This is a genomic window from Acinetobacter kanungonis (assembly GCF_009939195.1).
Lineage (GTDB): Bacteria > Pseudomonadota > Gammaproteobacteria > Pseudomonadales > Moraxellaceae > Acinetobacter > Acinetobacter kanungonis.
Window position 1 is genome coordinate 888365 of the sequence record NZ_JAACKC010000001.1, and the last position, 14003, is coordinate 902367.

At 41.4% G+C, this 14003-nt stretch carries 12 protein-coding genes; 8 read left to right on the forward strand and 4 right to left on the reverse strand.

From position 1 onward, the window contains the following. Positions 1–80: 80 nt before the first annotated feature. Both mscL and typA read right to left on the reverse strand, forming a co-directional pair. On the reverse strand, positions 81–515 hold the full coding sequence (gene mscL / locus GWK51_RS03975; protein WP_100242161.1) for a large conductance mechanosensitive channel protein MscL: 435 nt from the start codon (positions 513–515) through the stop codon (positions 81–83). Positions 516–697: 182 nt separating this feature from the next. After that, complete coding sequence (gene typA, locus GWK51_RS03980) at positions 698–2527, reverse strand: translational GTPase TypA (RefSeq protein ID WP_100242160.1); 1830 nt, start codon at positions 2525–2527, stop codon at positions 698–700. A gap of 170 nt (positions 2528–2697) precedes the next feature. Between typA and GWK51_RS03985 the strand changes: the two genes are divergently transcribed. From GWK51_RS03985 to GWK51_RS03995, 3 genes are all read left to right on the forward strand, one after another. Next, on the forward strand, positions 2698–4068 hold the full coding sequence (locus GWK51_RS03985) for a uracil-xanthine permease family protein (RefSeq protein WP_161932727.1): 1371 nt from the start codon (positions 2698–2700) through the stop codon (positions 4066–4068). 67 nt (positions 4069–4135) lie between these two features. Beyond that, complete coding sequence (locus GWK51_RS03990; RefSeq protein WP_161932728.1) at positions 4136–5152, forward strand: methyltransferase; 1017 nt, start codon at positions 4136–4138, stop codon at positions 5150–5152. A 17-nt stretch (positions 5153–5169) separates the two neighbouring features. After that, the gene (locus GWK51_RS03995; protein ID WP_161932729.1) at positions 5170–6636 is read left to right on the forward strand and encodes an amino acid permease; all 1467 of its coding nucleotides are present in this window, start codon (positions 5170–5172) and stop codon (positions 6634–6636) included. 365 nt (positions 6637–7001) lie between these two features. Here the strand turns inward: GWK51_RS03995 and GWK51_RS04000 are convergent, their stop codons facing one another. Beyond that, positions 7002–7688, reverse strand: a complete 687-nt coding sequence (locus GWK51_RS04000; protein ID WP_161932730.1) for a YggS family pyridoxal phosphate-dependent enzyme — start codon at positions 7686–7688, stop codon at positions 7002–7004. Between the two features lie 123 nt (positions 7689–7811). Here GWK51_RS04000 and GWK51_RS04005 point away from each other — a divergent pair, with 123 nt between their 5' ends. Both GWK51_RS04005 and GWK51_RS04010 read left to right on the forward strand, forming a co-directional pair. Continuing rightward, complete coding sequence (locus tag GWK51_RS04005) at positions 7812–8849, forward strand: type IV pilus twitching motility protein PilT (RefSeq protein ID WP_100242154.1); 1038 nt, start codon at positions 7812–7814, stop codon at positions 8847–8849. A gap of 29 nt (positions 8850–8878) precedes the next feature. Then, positions 8879–9997 carry a PilT/PilU family type 4a pilus ATPase gene (locus tag GWK51_RS04010; protein WP_100242153.1) on the forward strand — a complete coding sequence of 373 codons (1119 nt, stop codon included), beginning with the start codon at positions 8879–8881 and terminating at the stop codon, positions 9995–9997. A gap of 143 nt (positions 9998–10140) precedes the next feature. Here the strand turns inward: GWK51_RS04010 and omp38 are convergent, their stop codons facing one another. Further along, positions 10141–11160: an outer membrane protein Omp38 gene (gene omp38, locus GWK51_RS04015; protein ID WP_161932731.1), complete on the reverse strand. Its 1020-nt coding sequence runs from the start codon at positions 11158–11160 to the stop codon at positions 10141–10143. Positions 11161–11536: 376 nt separating this feature from the next. Here omp38 and GWK51_RS04020 point away from each other — a divergent pair, with 376 nt between their 5' ends. The 3 genes from GWK51_RS04020 (at position 11537) to GWK51_RS04030 (ending at position 13921) form a co-directional block, all read left to right on the forward strand. After that, positions 11537–12055 carry a GspH/FimT family pseudopilin gene (locus GWK51_RS04020; protein WP_161932732.1) on the forward strand — a complete coding sequence of 173 codons (519 nt, stop codon included), beginning with the start codon at positions 11537–11539 and terminating at the stop codon, positions 12053–12055. 100 nt (positions 12056–12155) lie between these two features. Beyond that, complete coding sequence (locus GWK51_RS04025; RefSeq protein WP_161932733.1) at positions 12156–13331, forward strand: thiolase family protein; 1176 nt, start codon at positions 12156–12158, stop codon at positions 13329–13331. 143 nt (positions 13332–13474) lie between these two features. Continuing rightward, positions 13475–13921: a VOC family protein gene (locus GWK51_RS04030; RefSeq protein ID WP_161932734.1), complete on the forward strand. Its 447-nt coding sequence runs from the start codon at positions 13475–13477 to the stop codon at positions 13919–13921. Positions 13922–14003: the final 82 nt, after the last annotated feature.

The window sequence follows — 14003 nt, forward strand, 5'->3', positions numbered from 1 at the left end:
AGCATAAAAACCAGCGCCCCCCCCCAATTCAGGGCGAAAAAAAACGGCAACTTAAATTGCCGTTTCGGAAGATCAATTCATTAAGATTTATGTCTTAATTCATCACGGATTTCACGTAACAATTGAATATCTTCAGGAGTTGGTGCTGGTTCTGGCGCAGCTTCTTCTTGCTTACGACGCATACGATTGATCATTTTCACCATTAAAAATACTACCCATGCCAAGATGATGAAGTTAATTAAAATAGTGAGGAAGTTACCATAAGTCAGAACATTCACACCGGCTTTGGTCAGTTCATCTAAGGATTGTAGGTTATTCGGATTATCCCCCAAAACCAAGAATTTTTGCGTGAAATCTACACCGCCACCTGTAATGACCGTGATTAAAGGCATGATGATGTCTTTCACCAATGAATCAACAATCTTACCAAATGCCCCACCAATGATGACACCGACAGCCAAATCAATCATGTTGCCTTTTACCGCAAATTCGCGGAATTCTTGAATAATGCTCATTTAAATCTCCAGTTCTTTTTTGACTTTCATTTATGTGACGAAGTATACATTATTGAAATCTAACTATTTCCATCTAATTTACTTGGTTTTGTAAATTGTCTACAACGCTTTGTTGAATAACTTATACAAAAAAACCGCTGATCGAAATCAGCGGTTTTTTATCATCCGAAAATAAGAATAACTTATTTGTTACGCTTACGTTCGTTTTCAGTCAACCAGCGCTTACGGATACGGATTGACTTAGGTGTTACTTCAACTAATTCATCATCTTCAATGAACTCAAGCGCTTGTTCTAGCGTGTATTCAACCGCAGGAACAAGAGTCAACGCATCATCCGTACCAGAAGCACGTACGTTAGTTAACTGTTTTGCTTTAGTTGGGTTAACCACCATATCGTCTGAACGTGAGTTAATACCTACGATCATACCTTCGTAAACTTCTAACTGTGGTTTAGCGAATAGACGACCACGGTCTTGTAAGCTGAACAATGCATAGCCCAAGCAAGTACCTTGAACCATAGAAATCAATACACCGTTTTGACGCTTCGCAACAGTACCTTGTTTCATTGGACCGTAGTGAGAGAAGCTTGAAGTCATGATCCCTGTACCAGAAGTCATGGTCAAGAATTCAGAACGGAAACCAATTAAGCCACGTGAAGGAACAGTTGCTTCAATACGGATACGACCTTTGCCGTCAACTTCCATATTGGTCATTTCGCCTTTACGGTTACCCATTTGTTCCATTACAGCGCCTTGGTGCTGTTCTTCAACGTCAAATGTTACGTTTTCGTATGGTTCTTGCTTTTCGCCATCAACTTCTTTCAAGATTACTTGTGGACGTGATACGCCCATTTCGAAACCTTCACGGCGCATGTTTTCAATTAAAACTGAAAGGTGAAGTTCACCACGGCCAGAAACTTTGAAACGGTCTGGACTGTCAGTGTCTTCTACACGTAATGCTACGTTATGAATTAATTCGCGGTCTAAACGTTCACGAATGTTACGTGAAGTTACGAATTTACCTTCTTTACCAGCAAACGGTGAGTTGTTTACTTGGAAAGTCATGGTCACTGTAGGTTCGTCTACAGACAATGGTGGTAAAGCTTCAACATTTTTCGGATCACAAATCGTGTCAGAAATATGAAGTTCATCAATACCTGTGATACATACGATATCGCCTGCTTGAGCAGAATCAACATCAATACGCTCTAAACCGTGGTAACCCATGATTTTTAAGATACGGCCGTTACGCGTCTTACCGTCTTTATCAATCACAGTTACAGGTGTATTAAGTTTTACAGAACCGCGTTGAATACGACCAACACCGATAACACCTACGAAGCTGTTATAGTCAAGTGAAGAAATCTGCATTTGGAATGGACCATCAACATCAACTGCTGGTGGTTCAACAATATCAACGATGGTTTGGAACAATGGCGTCATGTCTTCAGCCAATTCCTCTGGAGAAGGACCAGCAACACCACGTAGACCAGATGCATAAACAACTGGGAAGTCTAGCTGTTCGTCAGTACCGCCAAGGTTGTCAAACAAATCAAATACTTGGTCGATTACCCAGTCTGGACGCGCGCTTGGCTTGTCGACTTTATTGATAATTACGATTGGCTTCAAACCACGCGCGAACGCTTTTTGCGTTACGAAACGAGTTTGCGGCATTGGACCTTCTTGAGAGTCAACAAGAAGAAGTACGCAGTCAACCATCGACATTACACGTTCAACTTCACCACCGAAGTCGGCGTGTCCCGGGGTGTCGACGATGTTAATACGATACTCAGTATTCGTACGTGCATCTAACCATTTGATTGCAGTGTTTTTTGCAAGAATGGTAATACCACGTTCACTTTCAATAGCGCCCGAATCCATGACACGCTCAATCTCACCTGCGCGATCACCAAGAGCACCTGATTGTTGAAGTAATTTATCGACAAGTGTGGTTTTACCGTGGTCGACGTGGGCAATAATTGCAATATTGCGGAGATTTTTGATATCTGACATAGAATTCGATAAGCCTAAAACTTGAGGGCAAATTATACAGAAAAATTATAGATTTTAGTAGTGACAGTTTATTGACAAGCTCATTTTTTTTAACGACTGATCGGCATTTTGTTTTGTAAAGCTGTGTATCTCGATTAGAATAGCGCCATCTTGCTAACGCCTTTTGACATATGTCTGATCAAAATCTCTCTCCCAATCAACCAGATCAGCTCGATTTGGTGTACGGTTTAAATGACCGCCCACAACCTTTTATTGCCTTCCTTGCAGCCTTCCAACATTTACTTGCGATTATTGTCCCAATTGTTACACCTGGCTTACTGATCTGTTTAGCTTTAGGTGTTTCAAAACAAGACACCAACATGATTTTATCCATGTCTTTGGTGATTTCGGGCATCGCGACCTTTTTACAATGTAAAAAAGTTGGACCCTTTGGCGCGGGCTTATTAATTGTTCAAGGCACCAGCTTTAACTTTATTGGCCCAATCATTGGGATTGGTTCAGCCATGGTGGCTGCGGGGACACCTGTAGAATCCGTCATGGCCGCGATTTTTGGTGTGGTGATTGCGGGTTCATTCATTGAGATGGGGGTGTCACGTATTTTACCTTGGATCAAAATGCTGATTACCCCATTGGTCACAGGTATTGTGGTGCTGTTGATTGGTCTGACTTTAATTAAGGAAGGTTTAATCAGCATGGGTGGTGGCTATCAAGCCATGTCGAACAATACGTTTGCCAATAGCGACAACTTAATTATGTCGTGTACAGTGCTCGGCTTGATTATCTTGTTGAACCGTATCCGCATTACTTGGGTGAAAAGTTCAGCGATCCTGATTGCATTGGTGGTGGGATATGCCCTTGCTGGCTTTATGGGTCATCTGGATTTTTCTGGTCTTAAAGATGCTCCTTTAATCCAAGTTCCGACACCGATGCACTTTGGACTCAGCTTCTCTTGGAGTCTGTTTATTCCAATGGCCTTTATATACCTCGTGACTTCTTTAGAAGCGATTGGTGATATCACGGCAACCTCGAAGCTTTCCAACCAGCCAGTCGATGGCGAAACTTGGATGCAACGCATTAAAGGCGGTGTCTTGGTCAATGGTGCAAACTCTTTCCTTGCGGGTATTTTCAACACCTTCCCAAGCTCTGTCTTTGCACAAAACAATGGTGTGATTCAATTGACTGGTGTTGCCAGCCGTTATGTCGGGATTTGGATTGCGGCCCTATTGGTGATTTTAGGCTTATTGCCAGCCGTTGCAGGCGTGATTCAAGCTGTTCCGCAAGCCGTACTCGGTGGTGCAGTAATGGTCATGTTCGGTGCCGTGGCTGCCTCGGGGATTAACATTCTTGCAGGCGTTCATTTGGATCGTCGTGCGCTACTGATTATTGCCATCTCATTGGCACTGGGTCTAGGTGTTGCGCAAGTGCCACAAATTTTGGAACATCTTCCAGAACTTTTCCGTAACATCTTTAGTTCAGGTGTCGCGACGGGTGGTATTGCCGCACTGGTTTTAAATATTGTGCTTCCTGAAACGAAGAAATAAAATTTAATCCGTATTTAAACACTGCCCAGCTTTGTCTGGGCAGTGTTTTTCAATGGAGCATTCCTTTATGGATCCACGTAGTGAAGTCGTTATTCGACAACAAGATCAACTCAAAGGACGCGTGCTGTTTATCCATGCGCCTCACGATCAACTATTAAAAGAACTAGACAGCAATATTGAAGCATCCATCTGGACGTGGAATTATGCCGATTATCAAGGCTTCCTTAAAATGGGCTTAGACGCTCATTTTGGTGTCCATTTTCCAGCAAAAACCGTAGATCAGGTGGTTATTTTTGTTCCTAAGTCTAAGGAATTGTTGAATTACATCCTACATGTTGCCGTCAGCCATCTAGCTATTGGTCAGCAAGTGTTTCTGGTGGGCGAGAAAAAAGGCGGTGTAGAGCGCGCTGCTAAACAATTACTGCCTTTTGGTAAAGCCATAAAACTGGACAGTGCACGACATTGTCAATTCTGGCAACTGCAACTGAATAAAACTGAACAACTGAAACCCCTAGAAGCTTGGGTTAAATCTTATGAAATTCAATTAGATGATCAGAAGATAAAAATCTGCGCCCTGCCTGGCGTGTTTAGTCAAACTAAACTCGATGTCGGCACAGCCGTACTTTTGCCTTACCTAAAACAGGTAAAATCGGGTACACTCGCCGACTTTGGTTGTGGGGCTGGGGTGATTAGCTGCTATTTAGCCAAGCTCAATCCTGCACATTCAATCATTGCGATGGATGTCGATGCCTTTGCATTGCACTCCACACAACTGAGTTTTGAACGTAATTCAATTCCTGCTTCACAACTCCAGATTCAGGCTGTAACCAGTTTTAGTGATGCCCCATTCAACTTGGATGCGATTGTGAGCAACCCTCCTTTCCATCAAGGTATTCACACCAATTACGATGCCAGTGAAGGCTTATGTCATGAAGCCAAACAACATCTGAACTCGGGCGGTGAACTTTGGATTGTGGCGAACCGTTTTTTAAATTATCCAATTTTGATTGAACAGCATTTTGGTCAATGTACTGTAAAAGCTGATCAACAAGGCTTTAAGGTGCTTTATGCCTGTGCGAAATAATGTGAATAAGGAAAACCATGAGCGAGATTGATCAATCTACCCATCTAAAGCGAAAGCTTGGGGCACGCCATCTGAATATGATTGCGATTGGTGGTTCCATTGGTACAGGTCTATTCCTTGCATCAGGAGCAACTATTGCAAATGCAGGTCCAGGTGGGGCTTTGCTAGCCTATGCTTTAATTGGGGTCATGATTTACTTCTTGATGACCAGTTTAGGTGAACTAGCTACGCATAACCCTACGTCTGGTGCTTTCTTCACCTACGGCAGTAAGTATGTTGAAGGTGGCTTTGGTTTTGCACTGGGCTGGAACTACTGGTACAACTGGGCAATTACCGTTGCATTTGAATTGGTTGCGGTACAGTTCATCATGAAATTCTGGTTCCCTGACATCCCAGGGTTTTACTGGAGTGCAATCTTCCTTGCAATTATCTTTGCCATTAACGCCATGACCGTAAAAGGTTTTGGTGAAAGTGAATTCTTATTCTCCTTGGTTAAAGTGATTGCGATTATCGCCTTCATCATCATTGGTCTTGCCATGATTGTAAAAATCATGCTAACACCAAATATGGTGACCTTTGGCAACTGGACCAAAGGTGAAGCACCTTTTGTTGGGGGCTTACAAGCCATGATTGGGGTTGCCATGATTGCAGGATTCTCCTTCCAAGGCACTGAAATGGTTGGTGTTGCCGCTGGTGAATCCAAAGATCCGAAAAAGACCATCCCTGTCGCGATCAAACAGATCTTCTGGCGTATCTTGTTATTTTATATCGTGTGTATTTTCATCATCGGTACGCTGATTGCCTATGATGATCCACGTTTATTACAAGCAGCATCGAGTGAAAACATTACCCTTTCACCATTCACCTTGCTCTATGAAAAAGCTGGTTTTGCTTTCGCAGCAGGCTTAATGAATGCGGTAATTTTGACTGCGATTCTTTCTGCGGGTAACTCAGGCATGTATACCTCAACCCGTATGCTGTTTAACATGGCGCGTCATGGCAGTGCACCTGCTTGGTTTGGCAAACTGGATCCACGCGGTGTTCCAATGAATGCCTTATATGCCACTACAGCAATTGCTGCGCTGTGCTTCCTGACCACCTTTATTGGTGAAGAACAAGTTTTCAACTGGTTACTCAACATGTCAGGGATGTGTGGTTTTATCGTTTGGCTGGGAATAGCTGTTTCACACTATCGCTTCCGTAAAGGGTATATCGCTCAAGGACATAAATTGGAAAACTTGGCTTACACAGCCAAATTCTTCCCTTTTGCACCATGGTTTGCCTTTATCCTCTGTTCAATTGTAGTCCTAGGTCAGAATTACCAAGCGGTACTTGCGGGTGAGTGGTTATCAGTTTTATCAACCTATATCGGTATTTTCTTATTCTTGGTAATTTGGCTCGGTTATAAATGGAAATATAAAACCAAGTTAATTTCTTACAAAGAAATGGATGTAACCCCAATGAACATTGATCGTGAAGATTAACAGTTCAAGCGATTAAACAGCCTACGGGCTGTTTTTTTATTGCCCGATTCATGCCTATTTTAAAATGATGAAAAGACTCTATTATAAAGATGATTGGAGTTCCCTGTTTTTTAGCATAAATCCAAGCTTTGCTAATCAAAATGAGGCTCAAACTAAAAAGCCCCAACATCCTGTTGGGGCTTTTTTAGATCTTGCTGCGGCATAACTCCTGTCGTACCGTATTGCATCCATTCACCACTATTATTGTTATTCTAAGGAAACATCCTGTTCCTGATGAGTTCAGTATAGAAAGAATCAAAGGGATTACCTAGACGTTAAAAGGCGCAAATCCTGTCAGCCAAAACCTACAAACGCCCCTCACGATTTTATTTTGAATAGTCACGCGCACCAAATAATGCTGTGCCAATCCGCACCATGGTCGAACCTGCTGCAATCGCAGCATTCAGATCAGCCGACATCCCCATACTTAAAGCATCCCAATCTTGAGGATGTGCATGCTGTGCTTTGACTTGATCAAACAACTTTCTTGCCTCCATCAAGGCTGCGGTATTGTTTGGTGCTGGAATCACCATAATGCCACGCAATCTCAAATGAGGAAGCTGACTGATTTGACTAACCAACTGCGCAACTTCTTCTGGCTGACATCCGTCTTTGGTATCTTGTCCATCAATATTCACTTGTAGACAAATATTTAAAGGCGGCTGTGTCGCTAATCGCTGACCCGATAATCGTTCTGCAATAATCAAACGATCCACGCCATGCACCCAAGCAAATTTTTCCGCCAAGAGCTTGGTTTTATTCCGTTGAACATGCCCAATAAAATGCCACTCTATGTCTAAATCCGACAATGCTTCAATCTTTTCCAGTGCCTCTTGCAGATAATTTTCTCCAAATGCACGCTGCCCTGTTGCATACATCTCACGCAATGCTTCACTTGGATGAGTTTTTGAAACCGCAAGTAATTGCACCGTTTCAGCCTCACGTCCAGCACCTGAACAAGCAGCCTCTATTTGCTCTAAAACCTGATTTCGTGACTCTTTCAAACTATTCATTGACGATCTTCTCATTTCATTCATCTTTTTTTACGTTCCAGCAACTCTAACTGTTGGTTAAGCAGCAGGAAAGCCTTATTATTCTATCAAAATAATTAAGATTTATATGATCTCGGGGAATTCATGGATATTACAGAATTATTGGCTTTTTCGGCAAAAAACGGGGCTTCCGACTTACACTTATCTGCGGGTATGCCTCCAATGATTCGCGTAGACGGTGAAGTAAGACGTATCAACCTACCTGCATTAGAACATAAAGAAGTACACAAACTGGTGTACGACATTATGAATGACAAACAGCGTCGCGATTATGAAGAACAACTGGAAACCGACTTTTCTTTTGAAGTTCCTGGGGTTGCCCGTTTCCGTGTGAACGCATTTAACCAGAACCGTGGTGCAGGTGCTGTATTCCGTACCATTCCATCTAAAGTTTTGACCATGGATGACCTTGGTCTGGGCAATATTTTCAAAGAAATCTGTGATTACCCTCGTGGTATCGTCTTGGTCACAGGTCCAACTGGTTCTGGTAAATCAACAACCCTAGCCGCAATGCTGGACTACATTAATGATCGACGTTATGACCATATTTTAACAGTCGAAGATCCAATCGAATTTGTACACCAATCCAAAAAATGTCTAATTAACCAGCGTGAAGTGCATCGTGATACGCATGGCTTTAACGAAGCTCTCCGCTCAGCATTGCGTGAAGACCCTGACATTATTCTGGTCGGTGAAATGCGTGACCTTGAAACCATTCGTCTTGCTTTAACTGCTGCTGAAACGGGTCACTTGGTTTTTGGTACACTACATACCACCTCCGCAGCGAAAACCATTGACCGTGTCATTGACGTATTCCCTGCCGAAGAAAAGGACATGGTTCGTGCCATGCTCTCGGAATCATTACAGGCGGTTATTTCACAAACACTCTTAAAGAAAAATGGCGGTGGTCGTGTCGCAGCCCATGAAATCATGATTGGTATTCCTGCGATTCGTAACTTGATTCGTGAAAACAAAGTGGCACAAATGTACTCTGCCATTCAAACTGGTGCCAACTATGGTATGACTACCTTAGATCAAAGCCTGAAAACACTGGTATCTAAAGGCGTCATCAGTCCTCAAACAGCACGTACTGTTGCTAAACAACCAGAATCATTCTTATAAGAATACTGAAACGGAATTAGGATAAGGTTATGGACTTTAACGACTTACTCAATTTAATGATTCAACAAAAAGCCTCGGATCTTTTTGTCACGGCTGAAGTTGAACCTTCAATGAAAATTAATGGTCAAATTGTACCTGTTGCAAAGACCAAGTTGACTGGCGAGATTGTCGGTCAACTAATCAATTCCATCATGAGCGATAAGCAACGTAAAGAATTTACCGAGACTCGTGAATGTAACTTTGCGATAATGAATCGCGAAAAAACAGCACGTTTTCGTGTCAGTGCTTTTCAACAACGTGATCAACCCGGTATGGTTCTCCGTCGTATTGAAACCAAAATTCCAACCATGGATGAGCTTAAACTTCCTCCTGTGTTGAAAGATTTAGCCATGACCAAACGCGGCATCATTATCTTTGTTGGTGCGACGGGTACTGGTAAATCGACTTCTTTGGCTTCAATTATTGGTTATCGTAACCAAAACTCTAAAGGGCATATTATTACCATTGAAGACCCGATTGAATTTATTCACGAACATGCAGGCTGTATTATTACCCAGCGTGAAGTGGGTATCGATACGGATTCTTTTGAAATTGCATTGAAAAATACCTTACGTCAAGCACCCGATGTCATCCTGATTGGTGAGATTCGTTCACGTGAAACCATGGACTATGCCATCGCCTTTGCAGAAACGGGACATTTAGTTTTTGCTACACTACATGCAAACAACGCCAACCAAGCCATTGATCGTATTATTCACTTCTTTGAAGCGGATCGTCATGGTCAATTGTTTATGGACTTGTCATTAAACCTTAAAGCGATGGTGGCGCAGCAGCTCATCCCAACAGTTGATGGTAATTCACGTCGTGCTGCTATTGAGATTCTCATCAACTCACCTTTAATCTCTGACTTGATTCGCAAGGGCGATATTCATGAAATTAAAGACCTCATGAAACGTTCACGTGAACTCGGCATGCAGACCTTTGACCAAGCACTCTATGATCTCTATAAAGCCAAACAAATCACCTATAAAGATGCACTGAAACATGCCGATTCGCCAAACGATCTACGTTTACAAATCAAACTATCGGAAGAAGGTGCAGATCGCTTAATGAATGCCAGCTCACACATTACCTTCGATGGTCAATAAATAGAGTTATACTTTTCATTTTATAGAACGGGCCAATAGGCTCGTTTTTTAATTTTAGACAAACTCCTTATCATTTTTATAATTCATAGACCAAAGAAAAAGCAGCCTTAAGGCTGCTTTTTCACATCAAAATCAATAATGAATTATTGAGCTTGACCAGGTTGTACTGTAACAGTACGGCTACCAGTGATTGTCGCGAATACACGACGGTTCATAGCACGACCTTCTTTAGTTTTGTTGTCAGCAATCGGTTGATCCCAAGCGAAACCTTGAGTAGACAAACGAGATGCATCTACGTTGTATTCATTTACAAGAGCAGATTTAACAGAGTTAGCACGAGCTAAAGATAAACGTTCGTTTAGTGCACGTGGACCAGTGTTATCTGTGTGACCTTCGATGCGAGCAGTAGCGTTTGGATATTCAACTAACTTCTCAGCAACTTTAGCAATTTCTGGTTTGTATTGATCTTTGATGTTTGATTTGTTCGTATCAAAGAACACACGAAGTTCCATGTTAAGATCTTCAGTCAATTGCTCAGGAACTGGCTCAACTGGAGCAACTGGCTCAACTTCTACTACTGGCGCAGCAGGTTTCAAGTGGCCACCAAGAACAACGTTAAGACCAGCTAAAGCTGTGTAGTTCCAGAAGTCTTCATCGATATTATAAGTTGCACGCGCTTCAGTACGTAGAGATAAAGCATCGTTTAAGCGCCAGAAAGCACCAAGACCAGCATTACCCAAAGTACCTTCTTCACCATCACGGTAACCTAAAGCTGCATTATCAAAATCGTATTCATAGTGACCAGCACCTAATAATACGTATGGTTTGATTTTGCTGTCATAGTTTTTAGTAAACAAATCCGATGTAGCATAAAAGTTACCATTGATTTGCTTTTGCTTATATTCACCAGCGTTAGGATCAACATCACCTTTCACTTGATTATATTCAGCTTCAAAACCTAACCAAGGAGTAAGCTCGATACCTAAAGCAGCACCAACAAATAAATCGTCTTGTAGCTCTTCGCTACCAGTTAAGTTATTGTTGTTGTGATCAGTGCCAAACATTGTATAACCAAGCATTAAAGGAGTAATGGTTACACCTGCGTTAGCAGCAGCCAAAGGTGCAGCAACGAGCATCGCTAAAGCAATACGACTCATTTTCATGGATTTATCCTCCAGAGATAAACAATTGTTGTTCAAGCTAAGCCTAAAATTTTTGCTATCCTGAGATAGGCTTTTTTAAATACCCCAGTTTTATTTTTAAGCTACTCACCTTGAATAATACAAACACTGAGTTCGTTTGTCCAAGTGTTTGATAATTTTAATCAAGTAAATTATTGACAAAATTACTTACAATTTCAGTTGTAGTTCAGTAAATTTATGGTCTCTTTATTTTTAAGAATAGCTTATTGTCACTTGCGTTTCACTATAGCATTTTCTTATTGGTAGAGAAACACTTTTTTCATTATAAAATGAATAAAAAACAAGACATTAATATTCATTATTAAATTAAATAATACAGATACTTAGGTTGTTATTTATGCACCTCAACAAATATATGGCTTTTACATTAGTAGAACTTGCCATCACCGTATTGGTTTTGTCAATACTAATTACGTTAGCTTTGCCTTATTACCATCAATTAAAATCAAATCAAGAACGTCAGCTTGTTTTCAGACTGATTAGCAATAACATTCAACTAGCTAAACAACATGCTGTGATTCATCACACAAACGTCGTAATCTGTCCATCCATCGACATGCTTTCTTGCAAAGATTCAATGTGGGGACATGGCTTTATTGTATTTCTCGATTTAAATAAGAATAGGCAAGTAGATTACAATGAATCCCTAATTGCAAAAGAACAAACCAATTTATATTACGGCACCTTGAATTGGCGAGGTACTCTTCACTTTTCGAGCCTGAGTTTCATGGCTGAACATGGTCTCCCTATAGGCTCCAATGGCAGCTTTTATTATTGCTCATCCACATCAAAAAATTTAAAAATCATTCTCAACAAAATGGGAAGTTCACGCAGTGAAGATCTGTCGCGTTGTTGAAAACCGATGAGTCAACTGCAAAAACAACTTTTAAATTACAGTTTTCAATATACTGCTGTGGATTGATAAAAATTGATTATAGACATTCGGAGAGAGATCAATGACTGATATCGTGATTGTAAATGGTGCACGTACTGCCATGGGCGGTTTTCAAGGAAGTTTATCTAGCTTGACGGCACCAGAACTTGGCGCAACAACAATTAAAGAAGCCATTGCTCGCGCTGGTTTACAACCTAGCGATGTAGAAGAAGTCATTATGGGCTGTGTTTTGCCTGCTGGTCTTAAACAAGGCCCTGCACGTCAAGCCATGCGTCAAGCGGGTCTACCCGACTCAACAGGTGCCGTCACAATCAACAAACTCTGTGGTTCTGGCATGAAAGCTGTGATGCAGGCTGCGGATATGATTAAAGCGGGTTCTGCTGAAATCGTGGTTGCAGGGGGTATGGAGTCGATGACCAATGCACCTTATGTATTAACCAAAGCGCGTGCTGGTTACCGTATGGGCCATGGTGAAGTTAAAGATCACATGTTCCTAGACGGATTAGAAGATGCTGAAACGGGTCGTTTAATGGGTTCATTTGCCCAAGATATGGCGAATACCCGTGGCTATACACGTGAACAAATGGATGAGTTTGCTATTCGTTCTTTACAACGTGCACAAAAAGCTGTTCAAGAAGGCTATTTTGCAGACGAAATCGTCCCAGTGACAGTTTCAACGCGTAAAGGCGATGTTATTGTTGATAAAGATGAACAACCGTTTAATGCCAACATCGATAAAATTCCGACTTTACGTCCAGCATTTGCAAAAGACGGCACGATTACCGCTGCGAATGCCAGCTCAATTTCTGATGGTGCATCAGCTTTAGTTTTAACCTCAGCTGACAATGCATCTGCAAAAGGTTTACAGCCATTGGCTAAAATTTTGGCTTATGCTTCAAACTCTCAACACCCTTCTGAATTCACGATCGCTCCTGTAGGTGCAATTGAGAAAGTCTTGAAGAAAACAGGTTGGGATGCGCAAGACGTTGACCTTTGGGAAATCAATGAAGCATTTGCTATGGTCACCATGTGCCCAATGGATGACTTCAAACTTGATCCAGCGAAAGTCAACATTAATGGCGGTGCTTGTGCACTTGGACATCCAGTCGGTTCTACAGGTTCACGTATTATCCTTACCCTCATTCATGCGTTAAAACGTACTGGTGGTAAAAAAGGCATTGCAGCATTGTGTATCGGCGGTGGTGAAGCAACTGCTGTTGCGATTGAACTTCTATAAGTTTCAATCCCTTACCTTCACTCATTTTTAAGTAAAAAATCCTCCCCAGTGGGAGGATTTTTTATGCTTACATTTTTTCATTATTCTTTTTGATGAAGGCTGATAGATTAATCACTCGAAAACAAAAAATGGAAAATAGAACAATGCAACTCAACCATTATCTCAATTTCCAAGGTGAAGCCGAAGCTGCGTTTAATTTTTATAAATCTATCTTTGGCGGTGAGTTTGCTTTACTGAGCCGTTATGGTGATATGCCACCCAGCGAAGGAAGCACTTTATCAGATGCCGAAAAAAATTTAATTCTGCATGTTTCTTTACCAATCAATGAATTTACCGTTCTGATGGCTTCCGATACTACTGAACAATTTTGTGCAGCAAATAGTCCTTTTATTAAAGGCACCAATCACTATATTTCAATAAATCTTGATAAACATGAGCAAGATGAAGCCAAACGCTTATTTGAGGCACTCTCAGTCAATGGTCAAATTGAAATGCCCTTAGAAAAAACCTTTTGGGGTGCACTATATGCAGCATTTACCGATCAGTTTGGGGTGAAATGGATGGTGAATTGCCAAATTGAAGAGATGTGAGCTTTTGTGAAATAAAGTTTTATTCTTATAAAAAATTCATAAATCTAAAAAGAAAAAAGCCAGATTTAATCTGGCTTTTTTC

Excerpts from the sequence above, each read along its gene's own strand:
- mscL (WP_100242161.1), bottom strand. The coding sequence starts at position 515 with ATGAGCATTATTCAAGAATTCCGCGAATTTGCGGTAAAAGGCAACATG.
- typA (WP_100242160.1), bottom strand. The coding sequence starts at position 2,527 with ATGTCAGATATCAAAAATCTCCGCAATATTGCAATTATTGCCCACGTC.
- GWK51_RS03985 (WP_161932727.1), top strand. The coding sequence starts at position 2,698 with ATGTCTGATCAAAATCTCTCTCCCAATCAACCAGATCAGCTCGATTTG.
- GWK51_RS03990 (WP_161932728.1), top strand. The coding sequence starts at position 4,136 with ATGGATCCACGTAGTGAAGTCGTTATTCGACAACAAGATCAACTCAAA.
- GWK51_RS03995 (WP_161932729.1), top strand. The coding sequence starts at position 5,170 with ATGAGCGAGATTGATCAATCTACCCATCTAAAGCGAAAGCTTGGGGCA.
- GWK51_RS04000 (WP_161932730.1), bottom strand. The coding sequence starts at position 7,688 with ATGAATAGTTTGAAAGAGTCACGAAATCAGGTTTTAGAGCAAATAGAG.
- GWK51_RS04005 (WP_100242154.1), top strand. The coding sequence starts at position 7,812 with ATGGATATTACAGAATTATTGGCTTTTTCGGCAAAAAACGGGGCTTCC.
- GWK51_RS04010 (WP_100242153.1), top strand. The coding sequence starts at position 8,879 with ATGGACTTTAACGACTTACTCAATTTAATGATTCAACAAAAAGCCTCG.
- omp38 (WP_161932731.1), bottom strand. The coding sequence starts at position 11,160 with ATGAAAATGAGTCGTATTGCTTTAGCGATGCTCGTTGCTGCACCTTTG.
- GWK51_RS04020 (WP_161932732.1), top strand. The coding sequence starts at position 11,537 with ATGCACCTCAACAAATATATGGCTTTTACATTAGTAGAACTTGCCATC.
- GWK51_RS04025 (WP_161932733.1), top strand. The coding sequence starts at position 12,156 with ATGACTGATATCGTGATTGTAAATGGTGCACGTACTGCCATGGGCGGT.
- GWK51_RS04030 (WP_161932734.1), top strand. The coding sequence starts at position 13,475 with ATGCAACTCAACCATTATCTCAATTTCCAAGGTGAAGCCGAAGCTGCG.